The sequence below is a fragment of the Leeia sp. genome (assembly GCF_041909055.1).
GTDB lineage: Bacteria > Pseudomonadota > Gammaproteobacteria > Burkholderiales > Leeiaceae > Leeia > Leeia aquatica.
On record NZ_JAYREC010000004.1, the window covers coordinates 270408 to 292847 of the forward strand.

Here is a 22440-nt window from a genome sequence, read left to right on the forward strand (position 1 = left end):
CAGGGCAATGTCAGGAATGTGCTAGGGGAGCCATAAGGCGGACAAACGTACTTGTCGCTCCAGGCGAATGCTGCCTTGCTGGCTACGCTCCACCCAGCTCACAGTTCGCCAGTAGCGTCCACGGGGGAGTGTCAGTGGCGGGAAGGACAGGGGCAAGGCCCGTTCGTGCGCCTCATGCCAGACCGGCAACCAGTCTTTACGCCCCAGGTCGTAGATGGCCATCCGTAGCTCTGGTACAGGACAGGAGGGGGGCAACGGGGACGCAGGTGCAATTTGCCAGCCCTCTTCACCCGTATTTCTCAGCACCCCTTCCGGCAAGGCCGGTGGCAGAATCAGCCATTGCTGCTGAGGTGAGCCCCCCGGAGCCTTCCATACCAGCCGATACAAGCCCGCTTGCCAGGGCAAGGGGTCATCCGGGGTGGCCAGATCAAACTCACCGTTGGCTGTCCACTGAATGGGCGTAGCCTTGCTCTGCTGGTCCAGCAGCACCGCACCATCTTGCCGGATCAGCTGCAGTTGCGTCAGCCGCTGTCGGCTCACGCCATGCAAGCGTACCCGATAGCGCTGCATCAGGGGTTCACGAATCCGATCCAGCTCCAGTGTCCAGACCGGGTTGGCCATGGTAATAGCCGGAGCCAGCGTCTTGCCGCACTCCTGTTGCAACAGCAACGGCCAGGCAGCGATCAGCTGTTGTTGCCAGTCTGTCTTTCCAGTCTGCCAGGCCTCCACCCAGGCGGGCAGCAGCGCATCGACCCGCCCTTCGAGCACCGTTTGATGAAAGCGCGTCAAGGCATCCTGCCGCATGAACCACGCCGAGGGTGCCGCTTGTACACCGGCGCAAAAAAGGGCACACACCCAACCGGCCCACCCCCTCATGACGGGCTCACGATTTGCAGCCGATAGCCCACCCCGCGCAGGGTCTCAAGTGGCAAGCCCGGCAGCTTCTGCCGCAGTTGCAGGACATGGGTATCCACCGTGCGCGTGGTCGGGAAGTGATCGTAACCCCATACCTGATTCAGCAGCTCATCACGGGTCAACACTTTGCCCAGGTGCGACACCAGGCAGCCAAGCAAATCATACTCGGTACGGGTCAGCCCCACTTCCTCACCCTGCCAGTACGCTTTGCGCTCACGCAACACCAGCTCCAGCGCCCCCACCACCCGACGCTCAGGCTCGACGCCACGCAGCTGTACCCGCACCCGCGCCAGCAGCTCCTCCACCGCAAACGGCTTGCTGATGTAATCACAGGCCCCGGCATCCAGTCCGGCAATCCGGTCACGCACTTCGACCCGTGCTGTCAGCAACAGCACCGGGATGGGCTTGAGTTGCAACCAGGCGGGCAACCGCTCCAGCGCATCTCCTTCCGGCAGCTGTCGATCCAGAATCGCCAGATCAACGGCTGGCCAGTGCTCCGCTACGGCCGCCATTTGCAGCAGCCAGTGGCAACGGTAACCCTCGCGCTCCAGCGCCTCCTTTACCCCTGCGCCCACACCGGGATCATCTTCCAGCAACAGGATGGTATTCATGCTTTGGGCAACACCAGGCTGAAACAGGTCGGCGGCCCCGACAGGCTGAGATGGCCGCCCATACGCCGAATCATGGCTTCCACAATGGTCAGCCCCAAGCCCATACCCTGCCGACTTTGAAATGGCCGAAGCAAGGCAGGTAACGCACGTGCCGTCAACGCACCTTGGTCCATGATCTTCAGCCGCACCCATTTTTGGTCCGCTTCTACTTGCACCCTGACTGCCCCCCGGCCGTGCTGCTGTGCGTTACGCAGCAGGTTGTCAAAACAGGTGGCCAGCCAGTAAGGGCTGACTTGCACGGCACCATCGCTGATGACTTCGAGCGGCACAGATGTTTCATCCAGGCGTTGTCTGGCCCATTCGGCCACGGAAGGAAGATGCTGCATCGCAGCAGCCTCCGCACCGGACTGCAAGTAGTCTCGGCTGGCCTCCGCCAGTTTTCTCAACCGTACCCCATCATCACACAGGCGCGCAAATAGCGGGTGAACCTCGGTAGGCAAATGATCAAACCGGGCCCGCAACCCTTCAATGGTCAGCCCGAGGCTGGCGATGGGCGTGCGCAACTCATGGGTCAGCACCTGCAGAATGAGCTGTCGCTCCCGCGCGGCACGGCGGCGCAGCCAGAGCCGTTGCAACAGCATGGCCAGACTCACCCCCAGCAGCAATAGCAGGATGATCCCGTACCATAGCCACCGGGGTGTCGGTTCCGACAAGCGCCAGCATCCCGCTCCAACCGGGTACGGGCAGAAGCCCTCGTCCCGCTCTGGCTGCCAGTGCAAGTCCTGTTGTGCCAGCAAGGACTGCCAGACCTCCGGCGCATACACGCGGTAGCCGCCGCTCTGCGCCATCAGCAAGCGATCTCCCGCCTGTATCCAGGGTTCACCATCCAGCAAGCGATTCAACTGCGCGTCATTCAAGCGGCTGAGCTGCGCCAGCATGCCCTGCTGGGAAGCCAGAAACACACGCTCACGCAAATGGAGGTAGGGCTGCAAGGCAACACGCCGTGCTGGCGCTTGCTGTAAGGTTCGTGCTGCATAACTGCCGCCACCGGGATGAATCCAGCCCGAGTGGGCATACCAGGCCTCTGGCAATGCGCGGTTTTCACAGCGAGCACGCTCAAACTCCACGGCGGCCTGCAGACCGGGCCAGTCTGGTAATGGTCCCTGGCATTGTTGCTGATAGCGGTACAGCTGCTGCAATGCGTCGAGCGGGTAACGGCCGGTTTGCGGCTCCATCTGCGCCGGCTGCAGCAGGGGTAAGGGCAATGCCCGCTGCAGGTCCTCGCCACGCCACTCCATCAGCACAGGCGCCTGCAGCAAGGATTGACGAAACCCCTGGTAAGCCTGGTCCACCGAGCCCACCGCCGCATGCAGCAGCCATGGACAGAGCCACAGCAAGCCCAGCCAGACCCTCACGCCGACTTCACGCCCTGGTTGGCCCAATGCCTGCATTGCTGGAACCGCTCCTCACTGTCCCAGACATCCATGATCGGTGTGGTCACCCTGCCCAGCAATTCCCGCGTCTTGGCCTTGTCCCCCTTCAGACAGGCAAAGTAGGCGAAGTTATTGATATTCCACTGATCCGGGTATTGACGCAGTACATCGTCCATGGCGTTTTTCATCCGTGGCCAATTGACCTTCGTGTCTTGAAACAAACGATCGCCAAAGTAAGCTTCGGCAGCGTACCAGTAGACACGGGCATAGGGCCCATCACCATCGGTTGCCTTGTTATTGCGTGCCGCACGCGAAGCAATGCCCTCCAGATGATATGGTAATTGGGTGGTATTGCATCGGTAGTATTCCAGCGCTGCGAAATACATTTGATAGTGCGCGGGGAAGCGCGTCATACCCTCTTCCAGCAACTTGTCGAACTCCTGGGGCTTCCAGTCATGGGTGCATCCTGCGTAACCAATCTGGACATACCAAGAAGGATCTTTGTCCGAAAAGGATTTCGTATGCAAAAGTAAGTCATAGCCCCGCCTCCAGAATAAAGAGGCCTGTTCTCGCCCCCTGTCCGAGCGTATCTGTCGTCCCCGCTCCGACAGCGCTGCCGCGTAGGCAATCACCGGTGTCGCTGATGCGGGGAAACGCTTTTGCCAGCGCAGCAGCGTCTGTTCAACTTTGTTCCAATGTTGGTCATTTGCCAGATCCATCCATGAAAAACTCATGTAAAACTGTGTCAGCGCCCACACGCCACTTCCGGTGCGTGTTTGCCGATCACGAAAAATCTGGGCCACCTTTTCCAGATCGTCAAACTTTTCCCGCTGCAAGCTCTCCTGAACCTGTAGCTTGAGTCGTGTCCGAAATGTCAGTTCATCCTCTGCCTGTACCGAAATACTCAGCAGCAGCATGAATCCGATCAACCCAACACGAGCCCAGCTAGTGCAAAACCACATCCCACCTCTCCTGTGACAATTGCATATAAGCATAGCAGTTCGGCCTGATGCGCAACACGCCCTCCTGCATTACACTGCTCCATTTGCCAGCCGAGACGCCCACGCCGTGAAAACCGCCCTTCTTGTTATCGACATGCAGCAAGGCCTGTTCAGTACCCCGCCGTTTGAACTGGCGCAGGTGATTGAGCGCATCAATCAGCTGACCACTGCAGCTCGTGCGGCGGGCCAACCGGTAATCTGGATCATGCACGAGAAGCCGGAGAGCCCGCTGGCGTACCAGTCTCCCGGATGGCAGCTGCAGCCCGGATTGCTGCGGGAGCCCAGCGATCGGGAGGTACGCAAAACCACGCCGGACTCGTTTTTGCGGACCGAGCTGCAAGCGCTGCTGGATGCGGAGCAGGTCAAACAACTGGTGATCTGCGGCTACGCCTGCGAATTCTGTGTTGATACCACGGTGAGGCAAGCAGCAGCGCGTGGCTACCCGGTCTCCCTTGTCGCGGATGCCCACACCACGCACGACAAGCCGCACGCCACCGCTGCCGCCATTCGGGCCCATGAAAACGCGACCCTGCCCAATATCAGCAGCTTCGGGCCGCGTATCCAGGCCCTGAACAGCGCTGACATCCGCTTCAATACGGCATTGTGAGCTGCATATGTCACCCACTACCCACACATACAGCATCCCCAGCTTTGAATCCGAACGGCTCCTGTTACGGCCTTTCCAGCAATCGGACTTTGAAGCCATGGCCCACTTCTTTGCCGACCCGGTATCCCAGTTTTACGGCGGTCCCTGCTCGCGGGAGGATGCCTGGCGCAAGATGGCCGTATACGCCGGGCACTGGCTGCTGCATGGCTATGGCCCATGGGCGCTGGAGGAGAAGGTAAGCGGGCAGTTTGTTGGCTTGTCAGGCCCCTGGTTTCCGGAAGGCTGGCCAGAGCCGGAAATTACCTGGGCACTGCTGCCGGAGCATCATGGAAAAGGCTACGCGACCGAAGCCGCTAGGCGTGCCCTGCAAGCGGCTTATGAGTATTGTGGCTGGACCACGGCCATCAGCGTGGTCGCTACCGGCAATGTCGCTTCACGGGCCGTAGCCGAGCGTCTGGGGGCCCAGCTGGAAGCCACCATGCCATTTCGTGGCGGCGAAGGCTGGCGCTTCCGTCATCTCTCCCCTGCGATGCTGCGCTAAGCTCCCCTTCCTGCCCTGCCATGTCATGGACATGATCGCCCGCCCCGATTTTACATGCTCCGGGGCAGGTCAGCCTTCCTGATCAACACTCTCCATTTTTTCCCTTACGCTCATTCCTGCGTTCCCACCGCCTGTCGGGACAATGACCGCAGCATCAACAGGCCATCCCTCATTTTCCCAACACCAAAAATGACTACGTCATTTTTTATATTTATTTTTTTATCTAAATATCAATTACTTAAGCAGTTATTACATTTATATGCGATGGGAATTTTTACAAAAAACATGGGTTTTAACAAATTTTGACAATTCAAACCGGGCCTACGTACGATAAGAAAAAGCCTCACCAGACGCGTACGGAAGGGGCAAAGGATGTCTTTGGACACCCCCTTTTGCCACAGGGATGAAGTATATGAGCAGGGAAAGTTACACCATTGCCGGACTGGAACTGTCCGCTGAGTCAGGAAAGTCATGCGTCGTTCCAACGTTGCAGACTTACAAGATTCGCCTGTCACGCAGCGGACAAAATCAAGCCTTGCTGCACCGGATGTACGCCAGCCGGGGTTACAGCATGGAAACCACCATCAGCCATGCCCCGGACGCCAGCACCATCGTCGCGCAGGTGGGCGAGAATGCCCTGGGCACCCTCAGTGTCAATTTCAAAAGTGAGGCCTTGTCTGCCGCACAGCTGTACCCGGAGATCATCAGCCGTCTGCATGCGGAGGGGCGTCGCCTGTGTGAATTCGGCCGCTTTGCTGTTGACCCCAATGTTCGCTCCAAGCGCGTACTGGGTGCCATGTTTCACATTGCCATGCTGATTGCCTGTCGCTTGCGTGGGGCTTCGGACATCATAATCGAAGTCAATCCGCGCCATGTCGGCTTCTATCATCGCGCACTCGGTTTTAGCATCATCGGCGAAGAGCGCCTGTGCCAGCGCGTGAATGCACCCGCAGTGCTGCTGCATATCCCCATCGCTTATGCCCAGCAACAGATACAGCGCTTTGGTGGTCGCCCGGAGCTGGCCGCCAAGGAGCGCTCATTCTATCCCTACTTTTTCTCGCCGGTGGACGAAGCCGGTATCCTCCACCGCCTGCAGCAGCTCGACTAAACCTGCCGGGTGGCATTTGATCAGAAGTGAGTACTTGTCATGTTGTTTGACTATGGTGAAGCATTTTCCCGCAATCTGGGTTGGGTCACGGAAGCCGAGCAATCCACGCTACAGCGCAAACGCGTAGCGATTGCGGGGCTGGGTGGCGTAGGCGGCAACCATTTGCTGACCCTGACCCGACTCGGCATCGGCGCGTTCACGCTGGCCGACTTTGACCGCTTTGATGTCGCCAACTTCAACCGCCAGGCCGGGGCCATGGTCAGCACGGTAAGCCAGCCCAAACTGGACGTGATGCAGCGCATGGCGCTGGACATCAATCCGCAGTTGGACATCCGCCTTTTTCCCCAGGGCATCTCCGACACCAACCTGGATGACTTCCTGACCGGTGTGGATCTGTATGTCGACAGTCTGGACTTCTTTGCGTTTGATATCCGGCGCGCCATCTTTGCCGCCTGCCAGCGCAGGGGCATCCCGGCCATCACCGCAGCCCCACTTGGCATGGGCACCGCTTTCCTTGCCTTCCTGCCGGGCAGCATGTCTTTTGACGACTATTTTCAGATGGCAGGCCAAAGCGATCTGGAGCAGGGCCTGCGTTTCTTGCTGGGCCTGGCACCCAGCATGCTGCATATGGGCTACCTGGCGGACTATAGCCGGGTTCGCCTTGACCTCAAGAAAGGCCCTTCTACCGTCATGGCCTGCCAGCTGTGCGCCGGTGTGGCCGCCACGGAAGCGCTGAAAATCCTGCTGAACCGTGGCAAGGTCGTCGCAGCACCGAGGGGAATTCATTACGATGCCTATCGGCAGAAGCTGCGTCATACCTGGTTGCCCGGCGGCAACCGCCATCCGCTGCAGCAACTCAAGCTCGCCATCATGCGGCGAATCCTGCGTAAAAAACTGGCGATGGCACCCGCATGAAGCCAGACTGTCCGATCCTGCAGGTGCTGGATGCCGCCCGCTGGGCGCCCAGTGGTGACAATGCACAAGCCTGGCGCTTCGAGTATCGCGATGCGCACCACGCTATCATCCATGCTTTCGACACCCGTGAGACTGTCGTCTACGATATGGACGGTCGCCCGAGCCAGATTGCACTGGGTGCCTTGCTGGAAACGGCACATATCGCTGCGGCAGAGCTGGGCTACCGGGTAGAGGAGCAATGGCCTGAATCACCGGATACCGCACAAGCGCTGCGTCTGGGCCTGCGGTTACACCCAGACGCTGCCCTCTCCCCCAACCCGCTGTATGCCAGCATTCGCCAACGCACCGTACAACGCCGCCCCCTGCAGACACGTCCTTTGACCGCGGATGAAAAGCACGCCCTGCAAGCCGCAGCAGGTCAAGACTGGCAGCTGGTCTGGCTGGAGGGCCGTCAGCGTAAAACGGTCGCCCGCCTGCTCTGGCGCAATGCACTGATCCGGCTAACCATGCCGGAGGCCTACCCGGTACATCGGGAGATCATTGAATGGGGTACGCAATTCAGCGAGGACCGGATCCCGGACCAAGCCATCGGCATGGACCCGCTGGGCTTGCGGCTGATGCGCTGGGCGCTGGCCAGCTGGCAACGTGTCCGCTTCCTCAACCGCTACCTCGCCGGTACCTGGCTGCCCCGCCTGCAGCTGGATTGGCTACCCGCGCTCAAATGCGCCGCCCATTTTGCCCTGCTGGCCAAGCATCCCCCGCAAGGGTTGATGGACCATGTCAATGCCGGGCGAGCCTTGCAGCGCTTCTGGCTAACGGCTGATCAGCTGGGTCTGCAGGTGCAGCCGGAAATGACACCTTTGATCTTCAGCTGGTATGTCCGCTCAGGCCGTCCGGCCAGCCAGGATGTGACCATCGGCGTACGCATGCAGCAATTGCAGCAGCAATTGCAAACCTTGCTCGGCGAAGACCCGTTGGCACGCGCCGCCTATTTTGGTCGCATCGGTGCCGGACCGCGAGCCAAAGCCCGCTCACTAAGACGGCCATTGTCGGCCTTGATGCTGGCAGGGGCACCCAATGAACCCGGCAGTGCACATTGACACTGGTCCAAAGGTCAACCTGCTACCCGCGTGTATTGCAAGCACATGGCAGCAGTGTTTCAATAATCCTCCCGATGGGGAGAATGACCCGACCCAATGCCCGCTCGCCAGACCTTGCAAGCGCTGTATGCGCTCTACCCTCAGGTGTTGTCCCGGTTTTCGTCTGATTTCGATAACCGCGAGTTTTGCCGTGCCCTGGCGCAAGCTGATCAGGCGGCCTTTCTGCAAGCCTTGTACGATCAACCCGGGCCTCACCCCTTGCAACAGCTGCAACGTAACCTGATCCGGACCTTGCAGCTCCCGGCATACCAGCGCTGGGTGCAGCGTAACCCGACCAGCAGCCAGGCTTTTCCTGAGCACTCCGGCAAAGATTGGCACCGCCTGCCCTGATTCTCGCAAGAACCGGATTGTCGTCCCCCCTCCATAGCAGGACACTGACAGCAATACTTTTGCCATGGAGATTGTCATGTCCTTTCGCATACGCGGCCTGCTCGCTGCCCCTTTCGAGCATTTGCTGTCATTAAGCGATGCCGCACTCAAGGCACAAGGCATACAGCGCCTGATCATCCGCGAGCCGGACAGCGCGCCATGTCGCATCAGCCTGCAAGATGCTATGGTGGACGAGAGCGTGCTGCTGCTGAACCATGCTCACCATGCCTCCAGCAGTCCCTATGCGGCCAGCGGCCCCATTTTCATCCGTGAGTCCGCACGTGAAACGTTTGATGCGCTGAATCAGGTACCGCGTGCACTGCGGCTGCGCCTGCTAAGTGTACGTGCCTACACGGCCCATGGCGATATGCTGGATGCTGATGTTTGCGAGGGCGCGCAACTGGAAACCTTGATCTCGCGTTTCTTCCAGCAGGCTGACGCCCAGTTTCTCCACGTCCATCACGCACGCCGAGGCTGCTATGCTTGCCGTATCGACCGCGCCTGAGCTCATGATGGAACCGCCCCTCAACCTCTCGCACTTCCAGCTGGTACAACGTGCCATCGAGTATCTGGTTTCCGAGCGTGAGCAGCAGCCCTCACTGGAGCAGCTGGCACAGCATGTGGGTAGCAGTCCCTTTCACCTGCAGCGCCTGTTCGTAGCTCACGCCGGGGTCAGCCCGAAGGAGCTGCTGCAAGCCATGACCCTGCAGGACGCCAAGCGCTGGCTGCGCCAGTCCAGCAGCACGCTGGACACCAGCTATGCGGTGGGCCTGTCCAGTACCTCCCGTCTGCATGAGCTGTTTCTCTCGGTGGAGAGTGTCAGTCCGGGCGAGTATCAGCGCGCGGGGGCCGGGTTGACCCTGCATTGGGGCATTTTTCCGTCCTTGCTCGGCCCAATGCTGCTGGCCAGCAGTCCACGTGGACTGTGCCACGCCAGCTTTATTGAGGCCGAGGAAAGCCCCATTGCCCTGTTGCAACATGAGTGGCCGCAGGCGCAGCTGCTGCACGATGAGGCCGCCTTGCAGGCCACGGCCAGCAATCTGCAGCAGCGTTTGTCGGGTCGACAACCGGAACAGCGCCTTGGCATCCTGATGAAGGGCAGTCCGTTCCGCCTGCAAGTCTGGCAAGCGCTGATGCGCGTACCCGTCGGCCAGACTTGCTCCTACTCGGACCTGGCCCGCATGATCGGTCAACCGCAAGCCAGTCGGGCCGTGGCACAGAGTGTGGCCAACAATGCCCTGGCGGTGCTGATTCCATGCCATCGGGTCATCCGCCAGAGTGGCGAGCTGGGTGGCTACCGCTGGGGCAGCAGCCGCAAGGCGGCCTTGCTGGCGCTGGAACGCGCGCGGCAGGATCACGCTGAACTGGCCGTCTGACTTGCCAGCTGCATGGGCTTCGCCTATCGTGGCGGCATGCAAGCAGAACACTTTACTTGGCAACACTGTAAGGATGGCCGACTGGAAATCCGCCACCGTGGGCTGCTGGCCGCCGTGGTTCCCGCCCGGCAAGCAGCGGCCTTGCTGCAGAAGCTGGCACGCCTGAGCGAGACCGAAGTGCAACGCCAGCAGGCCATCCTGACCGGTAACTACCGACGCGGCAATGAGCGCGCCGCCAGCGGTCATGCCCGTAACCGCCAAACGCCATGACTACTGCTGAAGCCTTGCTGGCTCGACTGCAAGCCATCACCGATGAGCTGCAGCACTGCTCGCATGCCTACCCTGAACTGTTTCCCGCCTGCAACACGGAGACCCCAGAAGGGATAGCGCTGGACAATCTGCTGCTGGCGGCGACCCACGAGACGGCCAGCCAGCTTAGCTTTCTGTTGCAGGATATCCACGGCTTGCATGCACGACTGGCGCTGATGGCGGCCTGGCCGCAGTTCACTCGCCATGAGCAAGTCCTGATCGGAGAGCAAGGCTGGTCCCTGCCCTTGCTGCAGGTATTGCGTCAATCCCGCCCGACTCAAGCGCTGGATGAGCTGTCACAGCACGTCAAAGCGTTTCACGCCGCCTGGCAAGCCTTGCCTAAGCTACGTCTCAAGCTCGATGCAGCTTAACACCGCGTAGCGGTCAGCATCCCCACGCTCAAAATATTTACCGAACGGTACAGTTTAGCCTAGAATACATACTTAATTGTCACCATCCTTCTTTCAGGAGCACGCCATGTCTGCCCTGCTGGCCAGCCTGCATCATTTGCTGCTGTTTACCCTGATCGCATCCTTGAGTGTCGAGTATGCGCTGCTCTCTACCCCGCTCTCCCTGCCAAGGGCCAATGCCTTGCAGCGGGCTGACCTGATGTATGGTCTGTCTGCCTTGGGCGCGCTGCTGGTCGGTTTCAGCCGGGCGGCGCTCTATGAGAAAGGCATGGCCTACTATAGCCATAGCCTGCCGTTCTGGATCAAGGTCGGCACATTTGCCCTGGCCGGGCTGCTGTCGATACGTCCCACCCTGGTTTTCCTGAGCTGGCGCAGTCGCATCCGGCAAGGTGAAGTGCCTGATCTGGATGAACAGCAGCGCCAGCGCCTGCAGCGTACTGTGGCACTGGAGCTGCTGTTGCTGATGGTGATGCTGGTGTGCGCCGCCTTGATGGCCCGAGGGATCGGCGTGTTGGGCTGACCCCTCGGCAATTGGCTTAAATCTGCGCCAGCCCGCCATCCACCGCCAGTTCCACGCCGTTGACGTAGCTGGCAGCATCGGATGCAAGAAACAGCACACCAGCAGCAATCTCCTCCGGCTGTGCCGAACGGCCACTGGGCGCAGCCTCCTGCATCCAGCCCTCCATCTGCGCCAGTTGCTCATCATTCAGCCCCAGGCCGCCTTGCTGGATTGCGGTCATCGTCACACCCGGGCTGATGGCGTTTACGCGGATACGGCGCGGCTTCAGATCCGTCGCCCAGCTGCGGGCAAAGGAGCGCACCGCGGCCTTGGTCGCGCTGTACAGGCTGAGGTTGCCCATGCCCATGCTGCTGGCTACTGAGGCATTCAATACAATACTGCCACCATCCTTCAGGTGCGGCAGCAGGGTTTGCACAGTAAAGAACACCCCCTGCACATTGGTACGAAACAGGGTGTCGTACTCGCCCTGAGTGGTCAGCCCCATCACGTTGTAATGCGCCACCCCGGCATTCACAAACAGCGCATCCAGCGGCTGCCCGTCCTTCTCCAGCCGCTCGGCCAGCGCAGTCAGCTGCAGCAGGTTGCTGCTGTCCGCCACCACCGGCACTGCGCGCGGTCCCAGCTCAGCGGCGACCTTGTCCAGCCTGGCGGCATCTCGCCCGGTCAGGTAAACCCTTGCGGCACCTTGTGCCAGAAAGGCTTTGGCGCTGGCCAGACCAATACCGGATGAGGCACCGGTGACCAGGATGGTTTTGTTTTCAAATGTGGTGTTCTGCATGGCAATCAATCCTTGGTTGAAGTAAGCCAGCACAGTATGGTCAGCTTGCATTGATTCAACAATCCACCTATTCTTTAATAAACAGGTGATTAAATTTCATGAATTCAAACCCAAGCCTGCACGACCTGCACATCCTGCACCGGGTCGCCACCACCCTCAGCTTTCGCAAGGCCGCGCTGCAGTTACAGCAGACCCCCTCCGCCGTCAGCCATGCCATCACCCGACTGGAGCAACAGCTACAGGTGCGCCTGTTCAACCGCACTACCCGCAGCGTGCGCCCCACCCCCGCGGCCGAGCAACTGCTACAACGGCTGGCACCGGCTTTTGCGGAAATCGACGCCGCTCTGCAACAACTGCAGGACAGCCAGGGAGAGCTGCGGGGCAGACTACGCATCAACCTGCCACGACCAGCCGCGCATCTGCTACTGGCCCCACGGATGGCCGAATGGCACGCCCGCCATCCGGAGGTCGAATTGGAACTGGCAATTAACGATGCACTGGTGGACATCGTGCGGGAGGGATTTGACGCTGGCATCCGCTTTGGTGAGAGCCTGCAGCAAGGCATGGTGGCCACACGCGTGGGCGCACCAGTGCAATTTGTAGTGTGTGCAGCCCCGGCCTATCTGGCACAGCATGGCACACCCCAGCATCCTGCTGAGCTGCTACAGCATGCTTGCCTGCAATTGCGCTTTCCCAGCGGGGCCTATTACCAGTGGGAATTGCAGCGGGAGCAGGAGAAGATGCAGCTGGCCTGTCAGGGCCCGCTGGCCAGCGATGATCTGGAGGTCTTGTTGCAAGGCACCTTGTCCGGCATGGGGCTGTGTTACCACTATCAGGCGATGGTGGCACCCTATGTGGAGCGAGGTGAACTGGTCTATTTGCTGCAGGACTGGTGGCCGCCAGCCGAGCATTTCTATCTGTATCACCCCGGCAGGCGGCTGCGGCCCGCATTGCTGCAGGCCTTGGTCGATTTTCTGCGTAGTCCGCGCTGAGAGCCGGTTTCGCGGCGCTCAGCGATGCAGGGCTTACGCTGCAACCGTGAAGCGGCGCTGCAGGTGACGACCTTGCTCGATCTCGTCGACCATGGCGACAGCCAGATCAGCCGTGGTGATGGTGGCCGGTTGGCCGTTGACCATGGGCCACATGTCATCGCCACCCAGGCGGTAGTTCCCGCTGCGCTCACCCGGCACCAGCAGCGGCGGCGGTGACACAAAGCTCCAATCCAGCCCGGTTTCAGCCGGCAACCAGCGCAGCACTTCACGCGCAGCGGATGCACCCGCCTTGTATTCTGCCGGAAAGGCATCAGTGTCAATAAACTGCACGCCCGGTGCGACATACAGGCTGCCTGCGCCACCTACAATCAACACGCGCTTGATACCGGCCTGCTTGATACCGGCGAGGATGGCGCGGCTGCCTTGCAGGAACAGGTCATACAAGGCTGCCTCAGCCCAGCCGGGATTGAATGCACTGATCACCGCATCGTGCCCGGTGACGGCTTGCGCCACTTGCGCCGCATCATAGACATCGGCCTTGACCACCGTCAGCCCGGCCTGGGCTTGCAGCTTTTCCGGCTGGCGGGCCAGCACGGTCACTTGATGGCCGCGTTGCAGCAGCTCCTGCAGCAGCGGGGTGCCTACATAACCGGTTGCGCCAATCAGTGCGATCTTCATTTGGGTAACTCCTGTGTGGGTAGAAAGTGGAGCCAGTATGAACTTTGATTGATGTTGTGATAATCCCCAAACATTCGCTATTATTAATAAGTAAAACTTAATAATAAGGTGCAAATCATGGATAGGCTGAAGCAGATGGCCGTGTTTGCTGAAGTCATGCAGGCGGGTTCATTCTCGGCTGCGGCCCGCAGGCTGGAGATGACGGCTTCAGCAGTCAGCCAGCACATTCGCCAGCTGGAGCAGTCGCTTGGGCTGGTGTTACTGCACCGCTCTACTCGCCGACTGGCAGCCACCGAAGCGGGAAGCCGCTTTTACGAAGGCTGTGCCGAGATGGTGGCCGCGGCCCGCCGGGCAGAGCAGGCGCTGCATCTGCTGCGTGATGAGCCAGAAGGGGAGCTGAGGCTGGCGGCCCCGATTGACTTCGGCGGTTTGCTGGCTGAGGCGCTCGCCCCTTTACGCCGCTTCCCGCGTCTTTCCGTGCAGCTCTTGCTGGACGACCGGCGGGTAGATCTGATCGAGGAGCGCGTTGATATTGCCATCCGGGTCGGCTCACAGCCCGACTCCAATCAGGTGGCACGCCCCTTGGGGGTGATTCCCCGTCAACTGTGTGCCGCACCAGCCTACCTGGCCTCGCATGGCATGCCCCAGCATCCGCAAGACCTGCTGGTCCACGATTGGCTGTGCCGACCTGGCGGCGAGTGGCTGGAGTTAAGCGGCCCATCAGGTCAGCTGGAGCGCCTGCGGGTGGAGGGCCGTGCCCGCGCCAATCAAGTCAGTACACTGCATGCACTGTGCATTGCAGGCTGGGGGATCCATATTGGCGTCGGCTTCAGCGACCGGCAAGCGCTGGCCGAAGGTCGCCTGCTCGCCATCCTGCCAGACTGGCACCTGTCCGGAATGCCAGCCCACGCCGTCACCTTGCGCCGCGATGCACAGCCTGCCAAGGTGCGCCATACACTAGACATTTTGACCGGGTTCTTTCGTCAGGCCGATTACGTATTATCCAGCTCGTTTTCTCTGCACACTGAGGTCTGACATGCTGCATGAGCTAATCCACCACCTGACCGGCCATGAGCTGCAAGCAGAAGACGTGCAACACATTGTCGCCGTGGTGGACGCGGCCCCATCCCAGCATCGCTATGCATGGGCGACTGAGGTCAAAGATGCCAGACTCGCCGCACTACTGGAGCAGCTGACGGACTACCTGGCCATCGCCACGCAACTGGACGAGCTCCATGAGCAACTGTGCGACTGGATAGAGCTACTGCCCCCCTTCCCGCCCAAAAATGCAGATGTCGCCCCACGCTACTTCCGCTGGTTGCAGGATGAGATCCGGCACACCCCCGGCAGGGGCGGTCAGGTCCTGCTGCAGATTCACCGACCCTGGACCACGGATTGGTGCACCACGGTCGTACATCGTGCGGATGCCGCACAAATTGTTGCGCTGTCCAGCCAGCAAGGCTGGCGTTTTCATGCCCCGGCTACTGTCTGAGCCACTGCCCAGATCAATTTGAGCCCCAGCAGGATGAACAAGGCACTGCACACCCGGTCCAGCCCCCGCTGCACGCTGAGGTAACGGCGCTGTAGCTCCGGGTGAGAAAACACCGTCGCCTGCAGCTGGTAAATGGTCAGCGAAATGCAGGCCACCGTGGCCACACTTGACCAACGCAACCAGAGGGGAATCTCGGGCGTGAACAAGGCACCGAACATACCGGCAAAGAAAACCAGTGCCTGCGGATTAGTCAGGCAGGTACTGAGACCCCGCCAGTAGGCACGCCATAGATCAGTAGCCTCCGGCATAGCACCCGGTGAACGCGGCGTTTGGGCGACGCTCGGTGCCCGCAGGATACGCCAGCCTACCCTCGCCAGCCACAGCCCCCCGACTGCCTGTAGCCCCCACATCAGCCAGGGCCAGCGCGCAATCAGCACACCCACCCCCGCAGCAGCCAGTGCGGCCCAGGTCATCGAACCTGTCGTAATCCCCAGTGCGGTCAGCATGCCATACCGCCGCCCCTCTACCACCGCCGCCCGGCTTACTAGCAACGCATTCGGTCCCGGACTGATCGCAAGCGGGAAGTAGAGCCCAGCAACCGTCAGCAAAAAACCTGCCACACTCATACAGCCTCCATACGTCACAATCAAGCAGCCAGCCCTTGCAGCAGCAAGCGCCCACCTAACAGCAGGAACACGACACCACAGACCCCATCCAGATAGCGCTGTGAGGCCTGGTACCGGCGTTGCAATGGCGGGAAGGCAAACAGCGCGGCCTGCCCCAGGTAGCCCACCAGTGCGATGCCCACAACGGTCAGTACACTGGCCAGACGTAGCAATGGCGATACCTCTGCCGTGAACAAGGCGCCAAACAGGCTGCTGAAAAACACCAGCGCCTGCGGATTGGTCATGCAGGTCGCCAACCCACGCCAGTAGGCTCGCTTCGCAGGTACCGCTTCATGTCCACCACCACTCACCTCCTGCGCAGGACGTTGCACACTGCGCACCAGCACAACACCCATCCAGCCCAGATACGCCCCCCCGGCACACTGCAAGGCCGCGATCACCCCTGGCCATTGCCCCAGCATGACGCCGACGCCTGCCGCAGCCAGCGCAGACCACAGGAAGGCACCAGTGGTGATGCCTAATGCAGCCTGCATGCCCGTATGACGCCCCTCCACCATCGAGGCACGGCTGACCAACAGCGCGCAGGGCCCCGGGCTCAATACCAGTGGGGTGTACATGGCTGCGACCGTTCCCAGAAACACACTACTGCTCATGCTGCGCTCCATCATGTCGGTGATGGCATTGTCGAGATGTTCCGGCTGTCTTCCCTACCGAAATGGGTTATATTTCAGACTTACACATTACTTTTTTCGATGGCCAAGGCTGCATGTCTGACATCAAACTCAATCAGCTCGCGGTACTGGTGGCGGTGGCCGAACAGGGCAGCTTCAGTCAAGCGGCAGTAGAACTGGGCTGCACCCAGTCGCGAATCAGCCACGCCCTGGCCGAGCTGGAGCGAGCGGTTGGCTGCCGCCTGCTGCAGCGCAGCCGTCGTGGCAGCAGCCTCACCATAGCGGGTCAGCAAGTCTGCCAGCAGGCCCGGCATATCCTTCAGCTGGTCGACAACATCGTTCCGTCGCTGCAGCAACCCGATGGGGTAACAGGCCGTATCAGCATTGCCAGCTTTCGCAGCATTGCAACCCATGTGCTGCCCACGGTGCTGACTTATCTGGCCCGTACCCATCCGGCGCTGGAGGTGGAGCTGCTGGATGGCTGCAAGGATTCGCATGAGGTGAATGATGCGGTTTGCAGTGGTAAGGCCACCCTGGGCATCAGCAGCTTCCAGTTGCCTGACACCCTGTTTCAGGCCCCTTTTCTGCACGACGAATTCATGCTGGTCTACCCCGCCAGCCTGAACGCCACCCAAGCCCAGCCGCTGATGCAAACCGGCCAGTTGCCCTATATCGAAGCAGGCAACGCCGCCCGCCAGGTGGTGCTGACCCACATGCAGCAGCAGGGGTGGCCCCTGCAGCCGGCCCGCACGCTCAACAGTGATGGCAGTATTCTCGCCCTGGTGTCGCAAGGGCTGGGCTTCAGCATCCTGCCGCAACTGGCGCTGTACCCGTTGCCGGAAGGGGTACGGCAACACCCGCTGCCTCGCCCGCTGTTTCGCCCGCTGCAACTCATCCTGCAGCACCCCAGCTGGCACCTGCCGACGCTACAAGCAGTGGTGCGCACCCTGCGCAACCGTAGCCTGCTTGGGCGGCTTGCCGTCTTCCGTAATCACATCCTGCATTTTCGCGACTGAGTCACGGCGCCGCGCATAAGCTTCACACGCCGGAGCAAGACCGTCGGCATCAGGAAAACTGCTAAAAAAAGCCAGCCAGCTGCTAGCAGCAGGCTGGCGGTATCCTCAACTTGCGCTCAGACCCGTTTCAGCTGGGCGCAAGCAGCCGTGTGGCTTACTTGATTTCAGAGAGCAGACTGGGGTCGGTCACCAGATTGCGCACACCATGGGCATGGTCCTCCTTGAAGACATTGCCCTGACACCACTTGCCCACACTCGATGCATTCACCTTGATGATGTTCGGGCGCACACTCCACGATACCTGCAAAGGCGAACCTTTCTCATTGTAAGCAGGTCCGGTGGTCGAGCCAGCATACTGCACAGGCCGACCGGTATCCCCCGGAATATTCAGCGCCTGCTGATAACCGTTGCGCATGCCCACCTCGACCAGCTTGCCGAAGTCTGCAGCCTTATCATCGTTGACCAGTACCAGCACCTGGGCCTCCACCCGCAGCTGCGGGTTGGAAATGCTCTCGCTCAGGCAGGCGCCCAAGGTCGGGCCAGCCATGACCTGCGCCGTCGAATGCACATAGTGCACCTCAATGGTACTCCCTGCATTGAGTCCACCGTGCTCACTGCTGCACACATCCTTATCAAGGTGGTGTGCCTCCGCGGGGGACAGGGTGCCGCTGTATACATAGCCGGTGTGGAAGCCCTTGCCATCGCCGTTGCCCGCATAGGTTGTATACTCGCCGCCTTTATGCTCCGCGTTGGCATGAAAATGGATATTGCACAGATTCATGGCCTGATAGGCGGGTGCGCTTGAAAACTGCCGCGCATTGCTGCCCGCACGTGAGGCGATGTCTCGGGGGGATTGCGGACCAAACCCCTTGCCTTCGGTGGCACGGATCAAGGCCGCATTCTGCGCCTTGATCACCTCATCGCTGACCGCTTCCGTGCCCCCAGAGGCCAGTGCGTTCTGTACCGTACACAGCGGCACCAGCAGCCATAAGAGTTGCTTCGATTTCATCCCGATCTCCCTGTCCATGACGTTAGCCCCTCAAGCAGAAGGCAAAAACAGTATAGAAAGCCCGGGCAAAACCCCAAGCTGACCAGTCCAACTGGACAGTAGGAGGCTTGCCGCAGGAATGGGGCAGCACTTCCGCAGGGAACAAAGCCACACAGCCCACTGCAAGTGCAGTGGGCTGTGTGGCTTTGTCAGCGTGATGACCTGATCAGATGGGCTGCGTATTCCGCTCCAGCCAGGCCAAGGCCTCCCCATGCAGCAAGGGGCTGAGCCGACGGCGCACTTCCGCATGGTAAGCATTGAGCCAGGCCCGTTCATCGGCACGCAGCAGGTCCAGTACGATGCAGCGGGTATCAATCGGGCACAAGGTCAAGGTTTCAAACTTGAGGAAGGAGCCAAACGCGTTGGTTTCCGCGGGAACCGCCATCGCCAGGTTCTCGATACGGATGCCCCACTGTCCCGGCCGGTAGAAGGCAGGCTCAATCGAGGTGACCATGCCGATTTCCATTGCCGTATGCGCTTCGGCAGCCATATTGCAGGAAATGCCTTGCGGGCCTTCATGCACGTTGAGGAAATAGCCGACACCATGGCCGGTACCGTGCGCAAAATTGCGGCCCGTTGCCCATAACGGTGCACGGGCAATGGCATCGAGCATCGGGCCACGGATGCCTTTGGGGAATTGTGCCATGGAGAGGGCCATGGTGGCTTTCAGCACCAGGGTGTAATCCTCTTTTTGCGCGTCGCTCACCTGCCCGATCGGCACCACGCGGGTAATGTCCGTGGTCCCGTTCAGGTACTGTCCGCCCGAGTCAATCAGCAGCAAACCATTGCCTTCAATCACCGCGTGCGCATTGGCGGTGGCCCGATAATGCGGTGATGCGCCATTGGCATTGAAACCGGCAATGGTGGAGAAGCTGGTGCCCTTGTAATGCGGTCGCCGTGCTCGGGCAGCCGTCAGATGCTCATCAATGGTCAGCTCGGTGATGCGCTGCTGGCCTTGTGCCTGTTCAAACCAGGCAAAGAACTCACACAGAGCTGCCCCATCCTGCTCCATGGCCTGTCGGATATTGGCCGCCTCAGCCTCGCTCTTTTGCGATTTGGTAAACACCGTGGGGTTGATCTGCTCGACCACCTTCACGGTAGCCGGCACCCGCTGACGCATACCATGGCTGATGCGGCGCGGGTCCAGTAGCAGGGTGCTACCTGCAGGCAAGGCCGCCAGCGTACCAGGCGCGGTATGGTAAGGGGCAACCGATACGGCATCCTGCTGCAAGCGCTGCAGCAGCGCGTCATCCAGCTTGCCCGGCTGCACAAACAAGGTCGCCCCTTCATGGCTGACCAGCGCATGCGCAACAAACACCGGATTGTGCGCCACGTCCGCACCGCGCAGGTTGAACAGCCAGGCGATGTCATCCAGGGTCGAAATCCAGTGCCATTGCGTACCAGCTTGCTGCATGCGCTCGCGCAAGCCTGCCAGCTTTTCTGCACGGCTGCGCCCGGCAAACGGCATTTCATGTTCGTAGACCGGCGCATCCGGCAAGGCCGGACGGTCTGACCAGACAGACTGCAGCAGATCCAGGTCCGTGCGCAGGCTGACCCCCACCCGCTGCAAAGCGGCCTGCAGCCGCAGGACGCTGTCCACGCCCATCACCTCCCCATCCACCGCCAGCACAGCGCCTGGCTTCAAGGTTTCGCACAACCACTGTTCGTGGGTCGGCTGTGCCGAGGATTGCACCTTCATCAGCTCAATCCCGCTGCCAGCCAGCTCCCGCTCCGCCATGGCCCAATAGCGGTTATCGGTCCACAAGCCTGCAAAGTCCTGGGTCACGATCAAGGTCGCTGCCGAACCGGTAAAGCCGGACACCCAGACACGGCCTTGCCAACGTTCGGGCAGGTATTCAGAAAGGTGCGGGTCAGACGTCGGGATCATGACGGCGGTCACACCCTGCTGCTGCATGGCGCTGCGCAGGTCCGCGACACGCTGGCGGGATAATTCGGGGGTCAAGGTTAACGGCATGTTGCAGGCTCCAATCGCGTTTTTTGTCGTGGCCAGTCGGGCTGGCGGGTTGATTGTACCCAATCAGCTTGCCCCATTCGAGGGTAAACGCTGGCAGGCCCTGTCCACCGGACAGGTCTCACCACACAAAGCTTCGTCACAAAAGCGACAGCGCTGGTAAGACACCAGCTCGCTGGTGGTGTGGCGTTGCAGCAAGGCCGCTGCCAGCGGCTGGGCCGCCAGCAGCAAGGGTTCCAGACCCGAAAACAAGTCCGTCAACACCTGCCGCCGGATGGCCAGTAGACGGTCCGCTTCGGCCACGCCCGCCTCGGTCAGCACCAGCCCGACGAAGCGCCGGTTGGCCTGTGGCGTACGCTGCAGCAGCCCTTCGCCAGACAGGCGGTCAGCAATCCGAACCGCAGCCGAATGGGTGACCCCCAGAATGGACGCCAGCCAGCCTACCGTGAACTGGTCGCAATGTCGTACCGAGAACAGGGTAGCAATCTCGGTCATCGGGCGTTCCGTCGCCTTGGCCAAGGCGGCCTCCTGCACATCGCGCAGCAGATCACCCAATGCGGCCAGCTGATTACTGGCCGCTTCGATACTGATCTCCATGTTTCAACCTCCTGCTAGATGGCCCTATTGTATCAGCTAGCCGTTTAACGTATGATTTATGCACATATGAATCAATCATACGTTAACCTAAGGCCATGACGGCATGAAACCGCATGGCTCACATCAGGAACGGCCCATGTCCCGCCCCATCAGCTGGCTCTATGCTGCAGTCTTGCTCAATCTGGTATCCGGTCTGGCGCAGCTTGGCCAATACGGCATTGCCTTCCCGCTGCTGCCACTGGCCTTACAGCAACGGGGCGTAGCACCGGCCCAGATTGGCCTGCTCTGTGCCCTACCCTGGGTGGGTATGGCCGCCGGGGTGCTGCTGGCCCCCTGGCTGATGCAGCGCATCCAGGCCTGGCGCACGGTGCTGATCGGGCTCCTGCTCGGTGCCGTAACCATCGCCAGCCTTGGCGATGCACCACTGTACGGATGGTGGTTATTGACGCCCCTGCTTGGACTGGCGCTCGGGCTACGCTGGATCGGCAATGAAAGCTGGCTGTATCGCTTGGTGCCACCACAGCGGCGCGGGGTGGTCGTCGGCTTGCATGAGACGGTGATTGCCATTGCCTTGCTGGCCGGGCCGCTGCTGATTGGCTGGCTGGGCAGCCGCAGCCTCGCCATCTGGTACCTGGCCGCAGGGTTTGGCCTGCTCGCCATCCTGCCCTTGTGGCTCGCTCGCCAGCGCGAGCCGGACTGGTCTGCCGACGCGGTAGCCACCTCGGCCACGGTTGTATTCTGGAACAATCCGGCCTGCGCGCTGGGGGTGCTGGCGGGCTTGCTGGATACCGGGGCGATGAGCCTGTTTCCCAGCTTTGCGGCGCAGCAAGCAGCCTCTCCCACCCAGCAAGCCCTGCTGATTGCCGTACTGGGCGGAGCGGGCCTGCTGTCGCAGCTACCGCTCGGCTGGCTGTCAGATCGCCTGGGCAGCCGCACTGCCGTGCTGGCGTGCCTGATCACCGCCATACTGGCCGCCGTGCTGACTGGCCTCGCCAGCCCACAGCAACAGGGGCCGCTCTGGCTGGCCGCTGCCTGCCTGGGCATCATGGGCAATGGCATGCTGACCCTGTCCATCGTCGTCGCTACCGAACAGCCGGGCGACGCCCGGCTGGCCATGCGCGATGTCTCACTCGCCTTCACCTTCGGCTCGGTACTGGGACCGGCCTTACTGGGTAGCGTCATGCAGCATGTGGGAGCAGGCAGCTACTCATGGGTGCTGCTGGCGTTCGCACTCATCCCCATGCTGTGGCTACCACGCCTGCGGCCTGCGCTGCCATCCTCACAGCCATAGCCAT

At 60.9% G+C, this 22440-nt stretch carries 27 protein-coding genes; 16 read left to right on the forward strand and 11 right to left on the reverse strand.

Annotated features, from left to right (window positions below):
* Positions 1-21: 21 nt before the first annotated feature.
* The 4 genes from ACE3O2_RS12120 to ACE3O2_RS12135 all read right to left on the reverse strand — a co-directional run bounded on the left by ACE3O2_RS12120 (position 22) and on the right by ACE3O2_RS12135 (position 3876).
* Positions 22-804 (reverse strand): DUF2861 family protein, encoded by a 783-nt coding sequence (locus tag ACE3O2_RS12120; protein WP_374337826.1) that lies wholly within the window; start codon positions 802-804, stop codon positions 22-24.
* A gap of 68 nt (positions 805-872) precedes the next feature.
* Positions 873-1526, reverse strand: a complete 654-nt coding sequence (locus tag ACE3O2_RS12125) for a response regulator transcription factor (protein ID WP_374337828.1) — start codon at positions 1524-1526, stop codon at positions 873-875.
* Positions 1523-2977, reverse strand: a complete 1455-nt coding sequence (locus ACE3O2_RS12130; protein WP_374337830.1) for a DUF3404 domain-containing protein — start codon at positions 2975-2977, stop codon at positions 1523-1525. The genes ACE3O2_RS12125 and ACE3O2_RS12130 overlap by 4 nt, the downstream gene beginning before the upstream one ends.
* The gene (locus ACE3O2_RS12135; protein ID WP_374337832.1) at positions 2938-3876 is read right to left on the reverse strand and encodes a hypothetical protein; all 939 of its coding nucleotides are present in this window, start codon (positions 3874-3876) and stop codon (positions 2938-2940) included. Before ACE3O2_RS12135 ends, ACE3O2_RS12130 begins: the two co-directional genes overlap by 40 nt.
* Positions 3877-4027: 151 nt before the next feature.
* On the opposite strand from ACE3O2_RS12135, the gene ACE3O2_RS12140 reads away from it, so the two are divergent.
* The 11 genes from ACE3O2_RS12140 to ACE3O2_RS12190 all read left to right on the forward strand — a co-directional run bounded on the left by ACE3O2_RS12140 (position 4028) and on the right by ACE3O2_RS12190 (position 11275).
* Positions 4028-4567, forward strand: a complete 540-nt coding sequence (locus ACE3O2_RS12140; protein WP_374337834.1) for a cysteine hydrolase family protein — start codon at positions 4028-4030, stop codon at positions 4565-4567.
* A 7-nt stretch (positions 4568-4574) separates the two neighbouring features.
* Positions 4575-5108, forward strand: coding sequence for a GNAT family N-acetyltransferase (locus tag ACE3O2_RS12145; RefSeq protein WP_374337836.1), 534 nt, complete (start codon positions 4575-4577; stop codon positions 5106-5108).
* 412 nt (positions 5109-5520) lie between these two features.
* Positions 5521-6216, forward strand: coding sequence for a hypothetical protein (locus tag ACE3O2_RS12150; RefSeq protein WP_374337838.1), 696 nt, complete (start codon positions 5521-5523; stop codon positions 6214-6216).
* Between the two features lie 39 nt (positions 6217-6255).
* The gene (locus ACE3O2_RS12155) at positions 6256-7131 is read left to right on the forward strand and encodes a ThiF family adenylyltransferase (RefSeq protein ID WP_374337840.1); all 876 of its coding nucleotides are present in this window, start codon (positions 6256-6258) and stop codon (positions 7129-7131) included.
* The gene (locus tag ACE3O2_RS12160) at positions 7128-8231 is read left to right on the forward strand and encodes a hypothetical protein (protein WP_374337842.1); all 1104 of its coding nucleotides are present in this window, start codon (positions 7128-7130) and stop codon (positions 8229-8231) included. The genes ACE3O2_RS12155 and ACE3O2_RS12160 overlap by 4 nt, the downstream gene beginning before the upstream one ends.
* Before the next feature lie 96 nt (positions 8232-8327).
* Positions 8328-8621: a hypothetical protein gene (locus ACE3O2_RS12165; protein WP_168877243.1), complete on the forward strand. Its 294-nt coding sequence runs from the start codon at positions 8328-8330 to the stop codon at positions 8619-8621.
* A 76-nt stretch (positions 8622-8697) separates the two neighbouring features.
* Entirely contained in the window at positions 8698-9165 is a 468-nt protein-coding gene (locus ACE3O2_RS12170; RefSeq protein WP_374337845.1) for a DUF1203 domain-containing protein, read from the forward strand.
* Positions 9166-9169: 4 nt separating this feature from the next.
* Positions 9170-10036: a bifunctional transcriptional activator/DNA repair enzyme AdaA gene (locus ACE3O2_RS12175; RefSeq protein ID WP_374337847.1), complete on the forward strand. Its 867-nt coding sequence runs from the start codon at positions 9170-9172 to the stop codon at positions 10034-10036.
* Between the two features lie 12 nt (positions 10037-10048).
* Positions 10049-10306, forward strand: coding sequence for a hypothetical protein (locus ACE3O2_RS12180; RefSeq protein ID WP_374337849.1), 258 nt, complete (start codon positions 10049-10051; stop codon positions 10304-10306).
* Positions 10303-10716, forward strand: coding sequence for a hypothetical protein (locus tag ACE3O2_RS12185; protein WP_374337851.1), 414 nt, complete (start codon positions 10303-10305; stop codon positions 10714-10716). Before ACE3O2_RS12180 ends, ACE3O2_RS12185 begins: the two co-directional genes overlap by 4 nt.
* A 106-nt stretch (positions 10717-10822) precedes the next feature.
* Positions 10823-11275: a DUF2214 family protein gene (locus ACE3O2_RS12190; RefSeq protein ID WP_374337853.1), complete on the forward strand. Its 453-nt coding sequence runs from the start codon at positions 10823-10825 to the stop codon at positions 11273-11275.
* 16 nt (positions 11276-11291) lie between these two features.
* Here the strand turns inward: ACE3O2_RS12190 and ACE3O2_RS12195 are convergent, their stop codons facing one another.
* The gene (locus ACE3O2_RS12195) at positions 11292-12104 is read right to left on the reverse strand and encodes an SDR family NAD(P)-dependent oxidoreductase (protein ID WP_374337855.1); all 813 of its coding nucleotides are present in this window, start codon (positions 12102-12104) and stop codon (positions 11292-11294) included.
* 47 nt (positions 12105-12151) lie between these two features.
* Between ACE3O2_RS12195 and ACE3O2_RS12200 the strand changes: the two genes are divergently transcribed.
* Positions 12152-13045, forward strand: coding sequence for a LysR family transcriptional regulator (locus ACE3O2_RS12200; RefSeq protein ID WP_374337857.1), 894 nt, complete (start codon positions 12152-12154; stop codon positions 13043-13045).
* Between the two features lie 33 nt (positions 13046-13078).
* Here ACE3O2_RS12200 and ACE3O2_RS12205 read toward each other — a convergent pair whose 3' ends face one another.
* On the reverse strand, positions 13079-13723 hold the full coding sequence (locus tag ACE3O2_RS12205; RefSeq protein ID WP_168877251.1) for an NAD(P)-dependent oxidoreductase: 645 nt from the start codon (positions 13721-13723) through the stop codon (positions 13079-13081).
* A 117-nt stretch (positions 13724-13840) separates the two neighbouring features.
* On the opposite strand from ACE3O2_RS12205, the gene ACE3O2_RS12210 reads away from it, so the two are divergent.
* Positions 13841-14758 (forward strand): LysR substrate-binding domain-containing protein, encoded by a 918-nt coding sequence (locus ACE3O2_RS12210; protein WP_374337859.1) that lies wholly within the window; start codon positions 13841-13843, stop codon positions 14756-14758.
* Between the two features lies 1 nt (position 14759).
* Positions 14760-15215 (forward strand): hypothetical protein, encoded by a 456-nt coding sequence (locus ACE3O2_RS12215; protein ID WP_374337861.1) that lies wholly within the window; start codon positions 14760-14762, stop codon positions 15213-15215.
* On the opposite strand, the gene ACE3O2_RS12220 is transcribed toward ACE3O2_RS12215, so the two are convergent.
* Entirely contained in the window at positions 15194-15841 is a 648-nt protein-coding gene (locus ACE3O2_RS12220; protein WP_374337863.1) for a LysE family transporter, read from the reverse strand. The two genes, ACE3O2_RS12215 and ACE3O2_RS12220, sit on opposite strands and share 22 nt — an antisense overlap.
* A gap of 20 nt (positions 15842-15861) precedes the next feature.
* The gene (locus ACE3O2_RS12225) at positions 15862-16494 is read right to left on the reverse strand and encodes a LysE family translocator (protein ID WP_374337865.1); all 633 of its coding nucleotides are present in this window, start codon (positions 16492-16494) and stop codon (positions 15862-15864) included.
* A gap of 113 nt (positions 16495-16607) precedes the next feature.
* Between ACE3O2_RS12225 and ACE3O2_RS12230 the strand changes: the two genes are divergently transcribed.
* The gene (locus ACE3O2_RS12230) at positions 16608-17528 is read left to right on the forward strand and encodes a LysR family transcriptional regulator (protein WP_374337867.1); all 921 of its coding nucleotides are present in this window, start codon (positions 16608-16610) and stop codon (positions 17526-17528) included.
* Between the two features lie 154 nt (positions 17529-17682).
* On the opposite strand, the gene ACE3O2_RS12235 is transcribed toward ACE3O2_RS12230, so the two are convergent.
* The 3 genes from ACE3O2_RS12235 to ACE3O2_RS12245 all read right to left on the reverse strand — a co-directional run bounded on the left by ACE3O2_RS12235 (position 17683) and on the right by ACE3O2_RS12245 (position 21145).
* On the reverse strand, positions 17683-18537 hold the full coding sequence (locus ACE3O2_RS12235) for a delta-class carbonic anhydrase (RefSeq protein ID WP_374337869.1): 855 nt from the start codon (positions 18535-18537) through the stop codon (positions 17683-17685).
* Between the two features lie 205 nt (positions 18538-18742).
* Positions 18743-20551, reverse strand: a complete 1809-nt coding sequence (locus ACE3O2_RS12240) for an aminopeptidase P family N-terminal domain-containing protein (protein ID WP_374337871.1) — start codon at positions 20549-20551, stop codon at positions 18743-18745.
* 63 nt (positions 20552-20614) lie between these two features.
* Positions 20615-21145: a MarR family winged helix-turn-helix transcriptional regulator gene (locus ACE3O2_RS12245; protein ID WP_374337873.1), complete on the reverse strand. Its 531-nt coding sequence runs from the start codon at positions 21143-21145 to the stop codon at positions 20615-20617.
* 136 nt (positions 21146-21281) lie between these two features.
* On the opposite strand from ACE3O2_RS12245, the gene ACE3O2_RS12250 reads away from it, so the two are divergent.
* Complete coding sequence (locus tag ACE3O2_RS12250; RefSeq protein WP_374337875.1) at positions 21282-22436, forward strand: MFS transporter; 1155 nt, start codon at positions 21282-21284, stop codon at positions 22434-22436.
* The last annotated feature ends 4 nt before the right edge of the window (positions 22437-22440 follow it).

Bases quoted from the DNA above. Each gene is read 5' to 3' on its own strand.
- ACE3O2_RS12245 (WP_374337873.1), bottom strand. From the start codon at position 21,145: ATGGAGATCAGTATCGAAGCGGCCAGTAATCAGCTGGCCGCATTGGGT.
- ACE3O2_RS12190 (WP_374337853.1), top strand. From the start codon at position 10,823: ATGTCTGCCCTGCTGGCCAGCCTGCATCATTTGCTGCTGTTTACCCTG.
- ACE3O2_RS12250 (WP_374337875.1), top strand. From the start codon at position 21,282: ATGTCCCGCCCCATCAGCTGGCTCTATGCTGCAGTCTTGCTCAATCTG.
- ACE3O2_RS12220 (WP_374337863.1), bottom strand. From the start codon at position 15,841: ATGAGTGTGGCAGGTTTTTTGCTGACGGTTGCTGGGCTCTACTTCCCG.
- ACE3O2_RS12145 (WP_374337836.1), top strand. From the start codon at position 4,575: ATGTCACCCACTACCCACACATACAGCATCCCCAGCTTTGAATCCGAA.
- ACE3O2_RS12165 (WP_168877243.1), top strand. From the start codon at position 8,328: ATGCCCGCTCGCCAGACCTTGCAAGCGCTGTATGCGCTCTACCCTCAG.
- ACE3O2_RS12130 (WP_374337830.1), bottom strand. From the start codon at position 2,977: ATGCAGGCATTGGGCCAACCAGGGCGTGAAGTCGGCGTGAGGGTCTGG.
- ACE3O2_RS12170 (WP_374337845.1), top strand. From the start codon at position 8,698: ATGTCCTTTCGCATACGCGGCCTGCTCGCTGCCCCTTTCGAGCATTTG.
- ACE3O2_RS12150 (WP_374337838.1), top strand. From the start codon at position 5,521: ATGAGCAGGGAAAGTTACACCATTGCCGGACTGGAACTGTCCGCTGAG.
- ACE3O2_RS12215 (WP_374337861.1), top strand. From the start codon at position 14,760: ATGCTGCATGAGCTAATCCACCACCTGACCGGCCATGAGCTGCAAGCA.
- ACE3O2_RS12120 (WP_374337826.1), bottom strand. From the start codon at position 804: ATGCGGCAGGATGCCTTGACGCGCTTTCATCAAACGGTGCTCGAAGGG.
- ACE3O2_RS12175 (WP_374337847.1), top strand. From the start codon at position 9,170: ATGATGGAACCGCCCCTCAACCTCTCGCACTTCCAGCTGGTACAACGT.
- ACE3O2_RS12200 (WP_374337857.1), top strand. From the start codon at position 12,152: ATGAATTCAAACCCAAGCCTGCACGACCTGCACATCCTGCACCGGGTC.
- ACE3O2_RS12240 (WP_374337871.1), bottom strand. From the start codon at position 20,551: ATGCCGTTAACCTTGACCCCCGAATTATCCCGCCAGCGTGTCGCGGAC.
- ACE3O2_RS12210 (WP_374337859.1), top strand. From the start codon at position 13,841: ATGGATAGGCTGAAGCAGATGGCCGTGTTTGCTGAAGTCATGCAGGCG.
- ACE3O2_RS12160 (WP_374337842.1), top strand. From the start codon at position 7,128: ATGAAGCCAGACTGTCCGATCCTGCAGGTGCTGGATGCCGCCCGCTGG.
- ACE3O2_RS12195 (WP_374337855.1), bottom strand. From the start codon at position 12,104: ATGCAAGCTGACCATACTGTGCTGGCTTACTTCAACCAAGGATTGATT.
- ACE3O2_RS12205 (WP_168877251.1), bottom strand. From the start codon at position 13,723: ATGAAGATCGCACTGATTGGCGCAACCGGTTATGTAGGCACCCCGCTG.
- ACE3O2_RS12225 (WP_374337865.1), bottom strand. From the start codon at position 16,494: ATGAGCAGTAGTGTGTTTCTGGGAACGGTCGCAGCCATGTACACCCCA.
- ACE3O2_RS12155 (WP_374337840.1), top strand. From the start codon at position 6,256: ATGTTGTTTGACTATGGTGAAGCATTTTCCCGCAATCTGGGTTGGGTC.
- ACE3O2_RS12135 (WP_374337832.1), bottom strand. From the start codon at position 3,876: ATGCTGCTGCTGAGTATTTCGGTACAGGCAGAGGATGAACTGACATTT.
- ACE3O2_RS12230 (WP_374337867.1), top strand. From the start codon at position 16,608: ATGTCTGACATCAAACTCAATCAGCTCGCGGTACTGGTGGCGGTGGCC.
- ACE3O2_RS12185 (WP_374337851.1), top strand. From the start codon at position 10,303: ATGACTACTGCTGAAGCCTTGCTGGCTCGACTGCAAGCCATCACCGAT.
- ACE3O2_RS12235 (WP_374337869.1), bottom strand. From the start codon at position 18,537: ATGAAATCGAAGCAACTCTTATGGCTGCTGGTGCCGCTGTGTACGGTA.
- ACE3O2_RS12125 (WP_374337828.1), bottom strand. From the start codon at position 1,526: ATGAATACCATCCTGTTGCTGGAAGATGATCCCGGTGTGGGCGCAGGG.
- ACE3O2_RS12180 (WP_374337849.1), top strand. From the start codon at position 10,049: ATGGGCTTCGCCTATCGTGGCGGCATGCAAGCAGAACACTTTACTTGG.